The organism is Streptomyces sp. NPDC001549 (assembly GCF_042894025.1).
Classification (GTDB): Bacteria; Actinomycetota; Actinomycetes; order Streptomycetales; family Streptomycetaceae; genus Streptomyces; species Streptomyces kutzneri.
On record NZ_JBIAVJ010000024.1, the window covers coordinates 33,936 to 48,689 of the forward strand.

Below are 14,754 nucleotides of genomic sequence, written 5' to 3' on the forward strand. Positions count from 1 at the left end.
GGCCGGCAGGGCCGTGGGGCCGCTCCCGGGGGAAGCGCCCGGTGCGCTTTCGGGCAGCGGGGGGTGCGGTCCGCCCGGGCCGGCGGGCTGCCGCCGTGCGCGCAGGCTCCCCGCCGTACGGTCAGATCAGCCCGTTGCGCAGGGCGTAGCCGACCGCGTGCGTGCGATTGCGCAGGTGCAGCCGCGTGATGATCTCGTGCAGCACGTTCTTGACGGTCCGTTCGGAGTACGAGGTCTTGCGCGCGATCTCCGCGGTGTCCAGACCCTCCGACACCAGGCGCAGCATGTCGGCCTCGCGCGCGGTCAGGGTGGACAGGGACACGGCGTGCGGGTCGAGGGCCGAACGCTGCAGGCTGCCCACGTGGTCGAGGAGCTTGGCGAGCAGGTCGCCGGGCAGCATGCCCTCGCCGTTGGCTATCGCCAGGACCAGACGCAGGAGCTGGTCCTGGTCGGCCTCGCTGCGTCGCAGCACCGCGGTGACCCCGCATTCGATGGCGCGCTGCAAGGCGTCCCCGGATTCGAACGTGCCGACCACGAGCCCGGTGCGCGTGCTGGAGTCGTGCCGCAGCCGGTACAGCAGGGCGGCCGTTTCGTCGTCCACGCTGTCCACGGCGACGAGCGACACCTGCGCGCCGTCGGCGGCGTCGACGAGTTCGATCTCGGGGCGCTGGCGCAGCTGGTGGACGACCCCGACGTGCAGGATCGGGTCCGGTGCGTACACGGCCACGGTGACCCGTTCGCCGGCGCCGGATGAGGAGACGGGTCCGTTGTTGTCAGGCTGGGTCATGTGTCGTACCTGTTCCATGATGCGTATGTGGGGTTACGGATGGAGAGGAATGATCAACAAGTGGTTGGGCACTCGTAGTTGATGAGCGTCTGAAGGGGCATTCGGGTTGCCCGGGGCGTTGCCCTCGCGTCCGTGGAGGTGGCGGGGGCGGCGGCATAGCGTCGTGGTGTGATATCCCCAGCAGCCTCTTCAAGCCCTGGCGCGCCCGGCCTCGACATTCCGCCGGTGTCGGTGACGCCGGGCGGTACCGCATCCACCAGCCTGACCGTCCGCAACGACAGCGACATCGTCGAGGCGTACCGCCTGGAGGTCGTCGGCGACTGCGCTGCCTGGACCACGGTGGAACCCGAGCGCGTCTCGCTCTACCCCGGCACGTCGGAAACGGTGACGATCCGTCTGGCACCGCCCCGCTCACCGCAGGTACGGGCGGGGGACGTGCCGCTCGCCGTCCGTGTGCTGCCCACCGAGCAGCCCGAGGCCGTGCGGGTCCCCGAGACCACCGTGCACATCGAGGAGTTCCGGGAGCTGCGTGCCGAGAGCGCTCCCAGGCGGCGCCGCGGCTGGCTGCGCGGACGCTATCGACTGGCCGTGCGCAACGAGGGCAACTGCCCCGTACGGCTGGACTTCACGCCCGCCCAGGCGGGAGAGGAGCTGAAGTTCGCCTTCACCCCCACGGCGCTGAAGCTGGAGCCGGGGGAGTCGGCGGAGGTGGGGCTGCGGGTCCGCACCGGCAGGCCGGTGTGGTTCGGGGCCCCGGTGACCTGGCCGTTCACCGTCGCCGTGGCCGAAGTCGAAGCCCACAGTGACGGTGACGGTGAGGACGGCAGGGCGCGGCCGGAGCCGGACCCCGTCCGGGCGCCGCTGGATGCGGAGTTCGTCCAGATCCCGATCTTCCCGACGTGGCTGCTCGCGGTACTGGCCGCGCTGCTCGCGCTGCTGCTCGCCTGGTTCCTGCTGGTGCGTCCGGCCGTGCGCAGTACGGCCAAGGAGGCCGCCGACGAGGCGGTCCAGAAGAAGCCGACGCCCAGCGCGGACCTGAACGGGCAGACCCCGGTGACCGGCGACGGCAAGCAGCCGGGCGGCGGCAGGGGCACCCAGCCCGGGGCGGGCGGAGCCGGTACGGGAGGCGGCACCGGCGGCGGTACCGGAGGCGGCGGTACCGGGGCCGCAGGACAGCAGAGCTCGGCCACCATCGACCTGCAGACCGGTGGCGGGCAGACCAAGACCGGTACCTACACGGTGCCCGCGGGCAAGGCCTTCGGGATCACGGACATCGTTGTCGCGAATTTCCAGGGCGACGAAGGAGTGGTGACGATCGACTTCGGCGACCGCAAGATCACGACGATCGCGCTGGAGACGTTCCGCAACCAGGACTACCACTGGGTCACCCCCATCAGCATCGCCGAGAGCCAGACTGTGACCGTGCAGGTGACCTGTGCAAAGCCAGGCACCCCGGCCACCGGCCGTCAGGCGCAGGAGTGTCACGAGGTGCTCAACGTGAGCGGTGTGCTGAGCGACCTCCGGTGACCCGAGCGGCACGGACATAGTCGGTCAGGTTGTACGCCAGGGCAAAGGGGGCCTTTGCCCTGGCGTCCGGAAATCGGTACTCCTGAGGATCGATCGGGCGTTCTCCTCGCAACCGCACGCTTTCGTTTCGGCAGTGCCTGGAACGGTTAACCCCGGTAGCCATGGCGCCAGTTGACGAAGCGCCAAGCATGGCTTGAATTGGTCTCTCTCTTTTGGTCCGGTCAGTGCGTGGGGACTCCCACCTGCTGACCGGATTCCAGGACCACCGTGGCCGCGCCGAGGTCGACCGTGTTCGGCAGCATCGCCTGTGGCCGCAGCAGGTCCTTGAGGAGGAAACGCATCAGATCGGCGCCGGACATCGCCTTGAGCCGGTCCGCGAGCTGCGGGTTCACCGCTTCGAGGCGCTGGATCTCCACGACGGCCCGCTCCGCCAGACCCGGCACGATGTCCCGGCCCATCAGGGTGTTGGACCGCAGCCGCTCCGAATGGACCTGCTCCTGCGCACCGGATCCGTAGGTCATGGCGCTGTGCGCGTCCGACAGAGCCTGGGTCGTGGAGAAGAGGATCTGCCCCCTTCGCTCCTGGTCCGACTCGTTGCCCATCGCGTCCATGACCGCCTCCATGTCCAGCGAGCCGGCCGCCGCCCCAGCGCCGACGTCGAACTTCCGCACCGGCAGCGTGAACCCCTCCGAGAAGGCGTCCTCACGGGTGTTCAGCTTGCTCTCCGTCTGCGCCGGGTCCTCGGGCCGCGCGCGCACGGTGGGGTACTCGCGCTGTGCGAAGTCGCTGAGCATCAGCCAGCCCTGGCTCATGAGGGGGGACTCGGTGAGCGGGATCTGGATCCGGGCCGGTTCGTCGTCGCCGCTGAACCGCGTCGGCCGGAACGGGCTGTCCTGCACTTCCAGGAAGAAGAAGACGAAGCCCTCGTTGGCCAGGACGTGCTTGTCGTACGCCTCAGAGTTGTTCGGCGCGTCCGGGTTCGCCCTGAGCAGCTCGGTCTTGGACTTCATCTGTCCCTGGGCGAGCATCGACTCGGCCCGTGACCTGCCCGTGTAGTGGCACAGCACGCTCTGCTGCAGCGCGGTCGTCAGCTTGGTCCTGACGTCGGGGACCCAGTTCCGGTCACCCTGGCCCCCGGCGATCTCCTTGGTCATCCCGGCCCGGTTGAGCTCCGACAGCTCGCGGAAGTAGCTGGGCCCGTGCATCTGGAACGCGGCCGCGCTGTCGGCCCACTGCGCCTCCTGCCACAGCATGCCGTTCGTGGTCATCGCGCTGAACGGCGCCCCCGCCTCGTCGGGGAGCTCGGCGTCGCGGACGAGCTGGTCGTTCACCAGCACCAGTTCGGCCTTGACGATCTCGAGCGCGGCGGCCAGCCAGGGCTTGACGGCCGCGGGCGCGTCGTCCTCGGCCGGGGCGATCTCCTGCGTGAGGCGCGACAGCTCGATCATGCAGTGCATGGGGTCGCGGACGGGATCGCTGTCGTACGCGGCGATGCCCGCCCGCACCTGCGCCACCAACGGGTCCGCCGGCGCCGGGTTGCGCGCCATGAGCCGGCCCAGCAGCTTCCCGGGACGCGGCGGGTCGGCCGGCAGCGTGGGGCCGAGCTCCTCGGGCCCCTTGCGCTGGACGGCGACCCGCCCGCCGGATCCCGGCGCGTGCGTGGCGTGCGGGCCGTGCGTGCCGTGCGTGCCGTGTTCCTCGCAGGCGGCGCGCTGGACGGGCGCGGGCCCGGCCATGACCCGGCTCGCGTTGGCCTCGGCCTCCCGCTCGAACCGGTCGCCGGGGTCGCTGACCCGCAGCCCGTGGCCCGTGTCGGTCCCCGAGACCGGCCCCTGCCGCTGCTGGATCACATGGGTGAGCTCGTGTGCGAGGGTGTGCTTGTCACCGCCGCCCGCTCCGATCACGACGTCCCTGCCGGAGGTGTACGCCTGGGCCCCCATCTCGGCCGCGGACCGCTGTGCGAGAGGACCGGAGTGGACCCGTACGTCGGAGAAGTCGGCGCCGAGCCGGCTCTCCATCTCCTCGCGCAGGGGTCCTTCGAGCGGCTGCCCGGGCGACCGGAGCACGTCATGCGCGGTCGCCCGCTGGACCGGCGCGTCCTCGTGCCCGGGACCGGCGCCGTGGCCCGCCGCGAGCATGCGCGTCACCGCCGCGTTGCCGACGGACCGCTGGAGCGCTGGCAGTGTCGCCGACGCGGGAGCGGCGGGGGCCCGCTCCTCAGCCGTACGCGCCTGCCGGGACGGGGCGGAGCTGTCCTTGGAGGCATCGGCTGCTGCTTTGTCACGGGCGGGGATACGCATGGGCATGCCTCTCGGGGGACGCGGCGGGACGTACACCTGCTTACCCGCGACGTCCGCCCGGCGACATGCCCGTTCGGGCACACCCGGGGGAAGACCCAACCGCTCTGCAGGCTGTCTGCCGCGGCTGCCTGCCGGTACGTCCCGTCGCCGGTACGGGCGACCGCGGCTGCCCGGGCCGGGGTGTGCGGTCGGGCCGGACCGGCTGCTCGCCGGTGGAACCGCTGCGGTCATTCGCCTTCGCGCGCACGAGACCCCTCCCGCTCACCTGCCACTACCCATGTGCACCCGTGGCGTAGACCCGGACAGGTGCTGAAGGGCAATGCCGGGGCCTTCAGCCTTGTACCGGCTCCTCGCGGCGGACCCGCCGAAGGCGCCCGGGCTCCTCGCGGCGGGTCAGGGCCAGACCAGGCAGTACGGCTGGTGTCCGGCCTCGTGGAGGCGGTGGCTGAAATCCTGCCACTCGTGGAGCAGCTGGTAGACGTTGAAGGCGTCGCTCGGGCCGCCGCGGTCCGGGACCGTGGACCAGATGAAGGCCGCCGCGCCCACCGATTCCTCGCCGATTCCGCGCAGCGGGTCGACCACGGTCATCGGAAGCTTGACCACCGCGTAGTCGGGGTGGAGGACGACCAGCTCCAGCGGGGGCACCTTGTGGAGCGGTATGCCTTCGATGCCGGTGAGGACCATCGCGGCCACCGTTTCCGGCTTGATCTTGGTGAAGAGTCCGCCCATGCCGAGCTCGTCGCCGCCGAGCTCCTCCGGCCTCATCGTGACCGGGACCCGGGCAGCCGTGGCTCCGTCGGGGGCGCCGAAGTACTTGTACGTCACTCCCATGCCACGGCCCTTGGGCAGGTCCTCGGACGGGGTCGCCGGCCCGGGGGCGGCGTCGGCCGCCTCCATGCCGTGGCGGCGGTGCCTGCCCCGGCGGCGGGCCTCGCGGGCGCGCTGCGGATCGAGGCCGTCCGTTCCCTCGCCCGGTCCACCACCGCGTTGCATATCTCCACCCGACTGGTCTTGCTCGCCCCGGCCCCGCGGCCCCCGCCACGCAGCCTGATCATCATGGCAGTGACCTCCCCCGCGGCGACGCGGTGAAACGCCCGTCCGCAAGTCTGTCGCGGCCTCTGAGACCATGGCTGGTGTGAGCTACCCGTACCCGTATGAAGCCCCAGTTTCGCAGACGCTCTTCGAGCGCGCCTCCCTCGTGACCCCCGGCGGCGTGAACTCTCCCGTGCGCGCCTTCCGCGCCGTGGGCGGTACGCCCCGGTTCATGGTGTCCGGGACCGGTCCGTACCTCACCGACGCCGACGGTCGTGAGTACGTCGACCTCGTGTGCTCGTGGGGGCCGATGATCCTCGGCCATTCGCACCCCGAGGTGATCGAGGCCGTCCAGGCGGCCGTCGCCCGCGGTACCTCCTTCGGTACGCCCGGTGAGGGCGAGGTGGCGCTCGCCGAGGAGATCGTCGCGCGCATCGAACCCGTGGAGCAGGTCCGCCTGGTCTCCTCGGGCACCGAGGCGACCATGTCGGCGATCCGGCTGGCCCGCGGCTTCACCGGTCGCGCCAAGGTCGTGAAGTTCGCCGGCTGCTACCACGGTCACGTGGACGCGCTGCTGGCCGCCGCCGGTTCCGGTCTGGCGACTTTCGCGCTTCCGGACACCCCCGGTGTGACGGGCGCGCAGGCCGGCGACACGATCGTCCTCCCCTACAACGACCTCGAAGCGGTACGGGCGGCCTTCGCCGCGCACCCCGGCGAGATCGCCTGCGTGATCACCGAGGCCGCGCCCGGCAACATGGGTGTGGTGACCCCCGCCGAGGGCTTCAACCAGGGGCTCGCGGACCTCTGCCGGGAGAACGGCGCGCTCTACATCTCCGACGAGGTCATGACCGGCTTCCGGACCTCCCGCGCCGGCTGGTACGGCGTCGACGGGGTCAAGCCCGACCTGATGACCTTCGGCAAGGTCATGGGCGGCGGCTTCCCCGCCGCGGCCTTCGGCGGCCGCGCCGACGTCATGGGCCACCTCGCCCCCGCCGGTCCCGTCTACCAGGCCGGCACGCTCTCCGGTAACCCGATCGCCACCGCCGCCGGTCTCGCGCAGCTGCGCCTGCTGGACGCGGCCGCGTACGAGAAGGTCGACGCGGTCTCGAAGGAGATCCAGGGCCTGGTCACCGGCGCGCTCACCAAGGAGGGCGTGGCGCACCGGCTGCAGACCGCGTCCAACATGTTCTCCGTCTTCTTCACCGAGGACGAGGTGCGCAACTACGACGACGCCAAGAAGCAGGAGAGCTTCCGTTTCAACGGTTTCTTCCACTCGATGCTGGCGCAGGGTGTCTACCTGCCGCCGTCCGCCTTCGAGTCCTGGTTCGTCTCCACCGCCCACGACGAGAAGGCGATCGAGCGCATCGCGGCGGCGCTGCCGGCCGCCGCCCGAGCCGCCGCGGAGGCCACCGCATGAGCAGCAGCGCCACGCCCGCCACGCCCGCCGCCCCCGAGCTCACCGTCGTGCACCTGGTGCGCCACGGTGAGGTGCACAACCCCGAGGGTGTGCTCTACGGGCGCCGTGACGGCTACCACCTCTCCGAACTGGGCCGGCAGATGGCGGACAGGGTCGCCGAGCACCTCAAGGGCCGGGACATCGCCTACGTGGTGTCCTCCCCGCTGGAGCGCGCGCAGGAGACGGCGGAGCCGATCGCCAAGGTCCACGGCCTGGACCTGGCGACCGACGCGCGGCTGCTGGAGGCGGAGAACGTCTTCGAGGGCAAGACCTTCGGCGTCGGTGACGGCGCGCTGCGCAAGCCCGGCAACTGGAAGCACCTGACGAACCCGTTCAAGCCGTCCTGGGGCGAGCCGTACGTCGAGCAGGTCGTCCGGATGATGAGCGCGCTGGAGGCGGCGCGCGACGCGGCCCGCGGCCGTGAGGCGGTGGCGGTCAGCCATCAGCTGCCGATCTGGATCGTGCGCAGCTTCGCGGAGAAGCGCCGGCTGTGGCACGACCCGCGGCGCCGGCAGTGCACGCTCGCCTCGATGACCTCCTTCACCTTCCAGGGCGACAAGCTGGTGTCGGTGGGCTACAGCGAGCCGGCCCGGGACCTGGTCCCGGCCCATCTGCTGGCCGGGGCCAAGCCGGTGAAGGGTGCGTCCAAGGCGTTCGGCGCCTGATCCGGGCCCGGCCGGCCTGATCGGGTCTTGATCGACCGACTGTTACAGGCCGTTACGGTTCGGCCCAAGTAAATACAAGTCGCGCGGGAATCACCGTGTCAGCTCGCATGTCCGATCTGATTGTCCGTTTATATGGACTTCGGGTCGGTATGGGTGGTCGACAGTGGGGACGGTGACATGCGCGACATCAGGGGAGTCAGTCGGAGGGGGTTGCTGGGACTGGGACTCGGTGCGGCCGCCGCGATGGGAATCGCGGGCTGCGGCTCATCGGACACGTCCGGTCCCGGCGCTCCCGGACCCGCCAGGAACCCGAAGAACCCGAAACCCGGTGAGAAGCCGGCGGCCAGGCCCATCGGTGACGGCTCCACCGCCGACACCGGCCCGCAGCCGAACCAGCCGGACGCGCCCGTGCCGCTCCAGCCGGGCGAGACCCCGCCGCAGTTCGTCGTCTTCAGCTGGGACGGCGCGGGGGAGATCGGCAACGGTCTCTTCCCGCGCTTCCTCAAGCTCGCCAAGGACCACGGCGCGGCCATGACCTTCTTCCTCTCGGGCATCTACCTGCTGCCCGAGTCGAAGCGGCACCTCTACCGGCCGCCGAACAACCCCGTCGGGGCCTCGGACATCGGCTACCTCAAGGACGAGAACGTCCGCTCCACCCTCACCCACGTGCGCCAGGCCTGGCTCGACGGGCACGAGATAGGCACCCACTTCAACGGCCACTTCTGCGCCGGCTCCGGCTCGGTCGGCAGGTGGACGCCGGACGACTGGCAGCGCGAGATCGACCAGGCCGTGTCGTTCGTCACCAACTGGCGCACGAACACCGGATTCACCGACCTCGAACCCCTGCCCTTCGACTACGCCAGGGAACTGAAGGGCGCCCGCACCCCCTGCCTCCTCGGCCGGGACGGCCTGCTGCCGACGGCCGGGCGGCTGGGCTGGCGCTACGACTCCAGCTCTCCCGGCGGCCTCCAGGTCTGGCCGGTGCGCAGGTCCGGCATCTGGGACCTGCCGCTGCAGTCCCTGCCGTTCCCCGGGCACTCCTTCGAGGTCCTCTCGATGGACTACAACATCCTCGCCAACCAGTCGAAGAGCACGACGAGGGGCGTGCCCGCCAACTACCCGGGCTGGCGCACCCAGGCCTCGGCCACCTACCTGGGCGGCTTCCGGCGGGCCTACGAGACCAACCGCGCGCCCCTGTTCATCGGCAACCACTTCGAGGAGTGGAACGGCGGCATCTACATGGATGCCGTCGAGGAGGCACTCAAAGGCATGGCGGACAAAAGGGACGTACGGCTCGTGTCCTTCCGGCAGTTCACCGACTGGCTGGAGGTCCAGGACCCCAAGGTGCTCGCCAGGCTCCGGGGCCTCGGCCCGGGCCAGTCGCCGGCCGGCGGCTGGAGCGCGTACATGACCGCCGCCTGACCGGACCGCGAAGCCTCGCCTGACCAGGGCGCGGGCACCGCTCCGGGGGGTGCGGAAGATCCGCGAATTGCTCATGCGAAACTTTTCACATGAGCCTTAGCCGCGCGCGTATCCGTCGTAGTAGCCGCCGCTCGACCGGCGGCCGTGCCACCCTGCTGGCCGTGACGACCCTGGCCGGCGCCCTCACGCTGTCGGCGTGCGGGGGTCCTGACGGCGGCAAGCCGGTCAGCGGGTCCGGCGGCAACTACGTCTCGGGTGCGAGCGGCATCTCCACCGTGTCCAAGGAGGAGCGCGCCGAGGCCCCCAAGCTCGACGGCGAGACCGTCGACGACGGGACCCTCGACACCACCACGCTCAAGGGCAAAGTCGTGGTCCTCAACGTGTGGGGCTCCTGGTGCCCGCCGTGCCGCAACGAGGCCAAGTACTTCGCGACGGTCTCCAAGGAGTACGCCGACGCCGGCAAGGACGTCGCCTTCGTCGGGATCAACACGCGCGACAACAGCAAACAGAACGCGATCGCCTTCGAAGAGAACTACGGGATCACCTACCCGAGCCTCTACGACCCCGCCGGAAAGCTGATGCTCCGCTTCCCCAAGGGCACGCTCAACCCCAACGCCATCCCCTCCACGATCGTCCTCGACAAGGACGGCAGGATCGCCGCCCGCACCCTGGCCCCGATCAACGACGAGCAGCTGCGGTCGATGGTCGACCCGGTCCTCGCGGAGAAGTGACCTCGTGGGTGATGCGGATGTTCCGCATCACAGGTTCGTGGGACAGCATCGTCAGCGACAGGCAGAGCGGGACCCAAGGCTTCACGGTGGGGATCTGAGGACTAAAGGCACATGAGTACGACAGACAAAGCGAGCACCGACACGTCCGCCGCGGCGGACCCCACCGACGCCGCGGCAGGTGCCCAGCTCTCCACCGCCCCGCTGGAGGACAGCCCCACCGGGCCGGCCGCCGGCATCGGCGTGATCGGCTGGGCCCGCTGGTTCTGGCGGCAGCTCACCTCCATGCGGGTGGCGCTGATCCTGCTCTTCCTGCTGTCCCTGGGCGCCATCCCCGGTTCGATCATCCCGCAGAACAACGTCGACCCGATGAAGGTCGTCGACTGGAAGCGGGACAACCCCTCCTGGGTGACCGTCGCCGACAAGCTCCAGCTCTTCGACGTCTACAGCTCGGTGTGGTTCTCCGCGATCTACCTGCTGCTGTTCATCTCGCTCATCGGCTGCATCGTGCCGCGCTCCTGGCAGTTCGTCGGCCAGCTCCGCGGCCGCCCGCCGGCCGCCCCCCGGCGCCTCGACAGGCTGCCCGCCCACACCACCTGGCGCACCGGCAAGACCCCGGACGAGGTCCTCTCGTACGCGCGCACGGTGCTCCGCGGCAGCCGCTTCCGCACCGAGGCCGGCGAGGGCCACGTCGCGGCGGAGAAGGGCTACCTCCGCGAGGCCGGGAACCTGATCTTCCACGTCGCGCTGATCGTGATGCTGGTGGCCTTCGCCTGGGGCCAGTACTTCAAGTCCGAGGGCGGCAAGCTGGTCCTGCGCGGCACCGGCTTCTCGAACACGCTCACCCAGTACGACGACTTCAAGTCCGGCACCCTCTTCGACCCGGACGACCTGCCGCCGTTCAGCTTCACGCTGGACCGGTTCGACGCGACGTACGAGATGACCGGCCCGCAGCGGGGCACCCCGCGCGACTTCAAGGCGTACGTCACCTTCTCGGACGGCGCCCACGGCGCTCCGCAGAAGCGTGAGATCCAGGTCAACAAGCCCCTGGAGGTCGACGGCTCCAAGGTCTACCTGCTCGGCCACGGCTACGCGCCGATCGTCTCGGTGACCGACTCCACCGGCAAGGTGATCTTCAAGGACGCCGTGCCGATGCTCCCGCAGGACGCCAACCTCACCTCCACCGGAGCCGTCAAGGTCACCGACGGCTACAAGGACAAGGACGGGAAGAAGGAGCAGCTCGGCTTCAACGCCGTCTTCGTGCCGAGCTTCGCCGGTGAGGGCATGGGCACGATGTTCTCGCAGTTCCCCGCCCTCCTGAACCCCCAGCTCATGCTCAACGCCTGGCACGGCAGCCTCGGCGTGGACTCGGGTCTGCCGCAGAACGTCTACCGGCTCACCACCACCAAGATGGAGCCCTTCAAGGACGAGTCGGGCGGGCAGTTCAAGCAGAAGCTGGCGCCCGGCGACACGATGACCCTGCCGGGTGGCGCGGGCACCGTGAAGTTCGAGGGCATCGAGCGGTGGGCCACCTTCTCCGTCACCCACCAGCCCGGCAGCGGCCTCGCCCTCACGGGTGCGATCGCCGCCATCGCGGGCCTGGCCGGATCGCTGTTCATCCAGCGCCGGCGGATCTGGGTCCGCGCGGTGACCGGCAAGGACGGCGTGACCGTCGTCGAGATGGCGGGCCTGGGCCGCAGCGAGTCCACCAGGCTCCCGCAGGAGCTGGCGGAGCTCGCCGCCCAGCTGCACCGGCAGGCGCCCACGGCGCCTGCCGCAATGGCCGAACCACGTGTAGAAGAAACCCCTGAAGGAGAGCGCGGATGACGCCGCTCGCAGCCGCAGCCAACGAGAACCTGGCTGAGATCAGCAACTACCTGATCTATTCGTCGATGGCGGTCTACATGCTCGCCTTCTTCGCGCACATCGCCGAGTGGACCTTCGGCAGCCGCAGCAAGGTGGGCCGTACGGCCGCCGCGCTGACCGGCGCCAAGGAGGCCGCGGCCGCGGCCGGAGCGGCCGCGGCCGCCCCCGCCGTGCAGGTCCGCGGCAAGGGCGGGGCCACCGCCGTCCTCGACCAGCCCAAGGTCACCACCCGCTCCGCCGCCGGCACCCGCGACGTCCCGGACGGCCCCGGCGCCGCCGGCGGCACCGTGCAGGGCGACCTGTACGGGCGGATCGCGGTCTCGCTGACCGCGCTCGCCTTCCTCGTCGAGGCGGCCGGGGTGGTCGCCCGCGCCCTGTCGGTGGAGCGGGCCCCCTGGGGCAACATGTACGAGTTCTCGATCACCTTCTCCACGGTGGCCGTCGGCGTGTACCTGGTGCTGCTCGCCCTGAAGAAGAACGTCGGCTGGCTCGGCCTGATCCTGGTCACCACCGTCCTGCTGGACCTCGGCATCGCGGTCACCTGGCTCTACACCGACAGCGACCAGCTCGTCCCGGCCCTGCACTCGTACTGGCTGTGGATCCACGTCTCCACGGCGATCTTCTGCGGCGCGGTCTTCTACATCGGCGCCGCGGGCGCGGTCCTCTACCTCTTCCGGGACTCCTACGAGAGCCAGCTGGAGGCGGGCCGCACGCCGGGCAGGTTCCGCAGCTCGGTGCTGGAGCGGCTGCCCTCGGCGGCCTCCCTCGACAAGTTCTCGTACCGCATCAACGCGGCCGTCTTCCCGCTGTGGACGTTCACGATCATCGCGGGCGCGATCTGGGCCGGCGACGCCTGGGGCCGCTACTGGAACTGGGACCCCAAGGAGGTCTGGTCCTTCGTCACCTGGGTGGCCTACGCCTGCTACCTGCACGCCCGTGCCACCGCCGGCTGGAAGGGCCGCAAGGCCGCCTACCTCGCGCTCTTCGCCTTCGCCTGCTGGATCTGGAACTACTACGGCGTGAACATCCTGCTCAGCGGCAAGCACTCGTACGCGGGCGTCTGACCGGCGGGAGTGGGACGCTGGTGGCATGACGCTCGTGAGCCATGCCACCAGCGAGCAGCGCGGCGAGAACCACTGGCTGCTCCGCTTCGAGCTGCACCTGCCGCACGCCTACGCGGCCCTGTGGCCCGCCCTGACCACGCCGGACGGGCTGCGCGGCTGGCTGGCGGCGGCGGACGTCCTGGAGCGCAGGCTCGGCGGGGCGATCACGCTGCGCTGGCTGAACACCGGGACCGTGGCGACCGGGCGGGTCACCGCCTGGGACGTGGAGCGGGTCGCCGAGTACACGGTCACCGAGCACGGGCGGATCCGTTTCCACCTGGAGCCCGTCGGGACCGATTCGACCGTGATCCGGTTCGTGAACGAGCGGGGCGGGCCGGAGGACGAGCGCCTGGACTGCCTGGCGGGCTGGCACGAGCACTTCGAGCTGCTGGACTCCGCCCTGGCCGGGCGGCCGGCGGACTGGTCCGCCTGGACGGACACCCGCTGGGCGGCCCTGCGCGAGGCCTACGCCTCCCTCGCCCGCGCCTGAGGCCCGTCCCGCAGGCCGCTCTCACCACACCGGACGCAGCGGCGGTAGTCCCCCCTCCCCGTGGAAGGTGCGCACGACCTGCCCGAGCCCCTCGCGCAGGGCGGTGAGGTCGGTGCCGCGGCCCAGTTCGGCCTCCAGCTCGTGCAGGATCCGGCCCGCGACGGCGAGGTGGTCACGGGCCGCCGGGGTCAGGACCACCAGCTTGCGGCGGCCGCCCCCGGGGTGCGGCTCGCGGCGCACGTAGCCGCGCTTCTCCAGGTCGTCGACGATCTGTCCGGCGGCCTGTTTGGTCACCCCGAGCCGCTCGGCGAGCTCGGTGGCGGTCGCGCCGTCGCCCTGGAGGGCCTGGAAGGCCATGCCGTGCACCGGCCGCAGGTCCGGGTATCCGGCCTCGGCGACGCGCCGGGTGAATTCCCCCAGCAGCATCTGGAAGCCCAGGCCGAGCAGGAACAGCAGCTCGACGCCCTCGTTCTCGTCTCTCGTCACGCAAATATGGTGACACGGTCGAGTCAAGCTGCTTTACTCACTCGAAGTAAAGGAGCTTTACTCGCATGCCGTGAGAAGACGAGGACCCGCCTTGCACGTGATCAGCGCTTCCCCCGAGAACGTCACCGCCACCCCCAACGCCACCATGACCGGCTTCGCCGCCCCCAGCCGCGGCAGCTCCGAGCTCAGCAGCTGGCACGTGGCCATGCCCGCCGGCAGCACCGGCCCCGAGCACTCCGTCAGCCGCGAGCAGGTGTGGACCCTGACCGCCGGCTCCCTGGAGGTCACCTGCGCCGGCCGCACCGAGAAGGTCACCGCCGGCCGGACCCTCGTCCTGCCCCCGGACACGGTGCGCCGCATCCACGCCGCCGAGACCTTCGAGGCCTACGTCGTGATGCGCGCGGACGGCGTGGTCTCGGTCCCGGGGGAGGAGGGCACCCGCGTGCTGCCGTGGGCGTGCTAGACGCCCGCGCAGGGCGGGTGGACGCGCAGGACCCGGCCCCGGTCCGGCCCTGGACCTAGCCCTGGACCTAGCCCTGGTCCTTGTCCTGGTCCTTGTCCTTCTTCTCCTGCTCGTCGCGCAGCGACTTCAGGAACTCCGGGTTGTCGTCGGGCGCCACCCACTGCGTCCGGCGCGCCCGGCCCCCGCCCGAGGCCACCCGGTCCTTGCCCGCGAACAGCCACACGACCGGCCCCACGATGGAGAAGAGCAGGATGATGATCACCCAGACCACCTTGGGGAGGTGCTTCACCTCCGCCTCCGGAGTGTTCAGGCAGTCGATGAAGGCGTAGATGGTCAGCGCGAGGATCAGCAGGAACGGCAGATAGCGCAGCACGGTGTGGGACCGACTCCCAGTCAGTGACGGGGGGCCCGCGTCAGGGCCCCGGTGAC

General features: G+C 70.7%; 14 protein-coding genes. 9 read left to right on the forward strand and 5 right to left on the reverse strand.

Annotated features, from left to right (window positions below):
- Positions 1-121 precede the first annotated feature (121 nt).
- A complete protein-coding gene (locus ACFY04_RS31840) occupies positions 122-787 on the reverse strand; it encodes a response regulator transcription factor (RefSeq protein ID WP_328962158.1) in 666 nt (221 codons plus the stop codon).
- Positions 788-1,003: 216 nt separating this feature from the next.
- Here ACFY04_RS31840 and ACFY04_RS31845 point away from each other — a divergent pair, with 216 nt between their 5' ends.
- On the forward strand, positions 1,004-2,314 hold the full coding sequence (locus tag ACFY04_RS31845) for a hydrolytic protein (protein ID WP_389122273.1): 1,311 nt from the start codon (positions 1,004-1,006) through the stop codon (positions 2,312-2,314).
- Positions 2,315-2,535: 221 nt separating this feature from the next.
- Here the strand turns inward: ACFY04_RS31845 and ACFY04_RS31850 are convergent, their stop codons facing one another.
- Both ACFY04_RS31850 and ACFY04_RS31855 read right to left on the reverse strand, forming a co-directional pair.
- The gene (locus ACFY04_RS31850; protein ID WP_389122084.1) at positions 2,536-4,620 is read right to left on the reverse strand and encodes a DUF4157 domain-containing protein; all 2,085 of its coding nucleotides are present in this window, start codon (positions 4,618-4,620) and stop codon (positions 2,536-2,538) included.
- Positions 4,621-5,007: 387 nt separating this feature from the next.
- The gene (locus tag ACFY04_RS31855) at positions 5,008-5,607 is read right to left on the reverse strand and encodes a hypothetical protein (protein ID WP_389122087.1); all 600 of its coding nucleotides are present in this window, start codon (positions 5,605-5,607) and stop codon (positions 5,008-5,010) included.
- A 133-nt stretch (positions 5,608-5,740) separates the two neighbouring features.
- Between ACFY04_RS31855 and hemL the strand changes: the two genes are divergently transcribed.
- The 7 genes from hemL (at position 5,741) to ACFY04_RS31890 (ending at position 13,376) form a co-directional block, all read left to right on the forward strand.
- The gene (gene hemL / locus ACFY04_RS31860; protein ID WP_314247881.1) at positions 5,741-7,063 is read left to right on the forward strand and encodes a glutamate-1-semialdehyde 2,1-aminomutase; all 1,323 of its coding nucleotides are present in this window, start codon (positions 5,741-5,743) and stop codon (positions 7,061-7,063) included.
- Positions 7,060-7,767 (forward strand): histidine phosphatase family protein, encoded by a 708-nt coding sequence (locus ACFY04_RS31865; RefSeq protein ID WP_389122089.1) that lies wholly within the window; start codon positions 7,060-7,062, stop codon positions 7,765-7,767. Before hemL ends, ACFY04_RS31865 begins: the two co-directional genes overlap by 4 nt.
- A gap of 186 nt (positions 7,768-7,953) precedes the next feature.
- A complete protein-coding gene (locus ACFY04_RS31870) occupies positions 7,954-9,189 on the forward strand; it encodes a hypothetical protein (RefSeq protein ID WP_389122274.1) in 1,236 nt (411 codons plus the stop codon).
- 89 nt (positions 9,190-9,278) lie between these two features.
- On the forward strand, positions 9,279-9,920 hold the full coding sequence (locus ACFY04_RS31875; RefSeq protein ID WP_389122091.1) for a TlpA family protein disulfide reductase: 642 nt from the start codon (positions 9,279-9,281) through the stop codon (positions 9,918-9,920).
- 111 nt (positions 9,921-10,031) lie between these two features.
- Positions 10,032-11,744 (forward strand): cytochrome c biogenesis protein ResB, encoded by a 1,713-nt coding sequence (locus tag ACFY04_RS31880; protein WP_389122092.1) that lies wholly within the window; start codon positions 10,032-10,034, stop codon positions 11,742-11,744.
- Positions 11,741-12,847, forward strand: a complete 1,107-nt coding sequence (gene ccsB, locus ACFY04_RS31885) for a c-type cytochrome biogenesis protein CcsB (protein WP_389122094.1) — start codon at positions 11,741-11,743, stop codon at positions 12,845-12,847. Before ACFY04_RS31880 ends, ccsB begins: the two co-directional genes overlap by 4 nt.
- Positions 12,848-12,872: 25 nt before the next feature.
- Positions 12,873-13,376 (forward strand): SRPBCC domain-containing protein, encoded by a 504-nt coding sequence (locus ACFY04_RS31890; RefSeq protein ID WP_389122096.1) that lies wholly within the window; start codon positions 12,873-12,875, stop codon positions 13,374-13,376.
- 21 nt (positions 13,377-13,397) lie between these two features.
- Here ACFY04_RS31890 and ACFY04_RS31895 read toward each other — a convergent pair whose 3' ends face one another.
- Positions 13,398-13,862 (reverse strand): MarR family winged helix-turn-helix transcriptional regulator, encoded by a 465-nt coding sequence (locus ACFY04_RS31895; RefSeq protein WP_389122099.1) that lies wholly within the window; start codon positions 13,860-13,862, stop codon positions 13,398-13,400.
- Between the two features lie 97 nt (positions 13,863-13,959).
- Here ACFY04_RS31895 and ACFY04_RS31900 point away from each other — a divergent pair, with 97 nt between their 5' ends.
- On the forward strand, positions 13,960-14,325 hold the full coding sequence (locus ACFY04_RS31900; protein WP_389122101.1) for a cupin domain-containing protein: 366 nt from the start codon (positions 13,960-13,962) through the stop codon (positions 14,323-14,325).
- Between the two features lie 67 nt (positions 14,326-14,392).
- On the opposite strand, the gene ACFY04_RS31905 is transcribed toward ACFY04_RS31900, so the two are convergent.
- Positions 14,393-14,698, reverse strand: coding sequence for a PLD nuclease N-terminal domain-containing protein (locus ACFY04_RS31905; RefSeq protein WP_373038206.1), 306 nt, complete (start codon positions 14,696-14,698; stop codon positions 14,393-14,395).
- Positions 14,699-14,754 lie beyond the last annotated feature (56 nt).

Bases quoted from the DNA above. Each gene is read 5' to 3' on its own strand.
- ACFY04_RS31840 (WP_328962158.1), bottom strand. From the start codon at position 787: ATGACCCAGCCTGACAACAACGGACCCGTCTCCTCATCCGGCGCCGGC.
- ACFY04_RS31850 (WP_389122084.1), bottom strand. From the start codon at position 4,620: ATGCCCATGCGTATCCCCGCCCGTGACAAAGCAGCAGCCGATGCCTCC.
- ACFY04_RS31855 (WP_389122087.1), bottom strand. From the start codon at position 5,607: ATGCAACGCGGTGGTGGACCGGGCGAGGGAACGGACGGCCTCGATCCG.
- hemL (WP_314247881.1), top strand. From the start codon at position 5,741: ATGGCTGGTGTGAGCTACCCGTACCCGTATGAAGCCCCAGTTTCGCAG.
- ACFY04_RS31865 (WP_389122089.1), top strand. From the start codon at position 7,060: ATGAGCAGCAGCGCCACGCCCGCCACGCCCGCCGCCCCCGAGCTCACC.
- ACFY04_RS31875 (WP_389122091.1), top strand. From the start codon at position 9,279: ATGAGCCTTAGCCGCGCGCGTATCCGTCGTAGTAGCCGCCGCTCGACC.
- ACFY04_RS31880 (WP_389122092.1), top strand. From the start codon at position 10,032: ATGAGTACGACAGACAAAGCGAGCACCGACACGTCCGCCGCGGCGGAC.
- ccsB (WP_389122094.1), top strand. From the start codon at position 11,741: ATGACGCCGCTCGCAGCCGCAGCCAACGAGAACCTGGCTGAGATCAGC.
- ACFY04_RS31890 (WP_389122096.1), top strand. From the start codon at position 12,873: ATGACGCTCGTGAGCCATGCCACCAGCGAGCAGCGCGGCGAGAACCAC.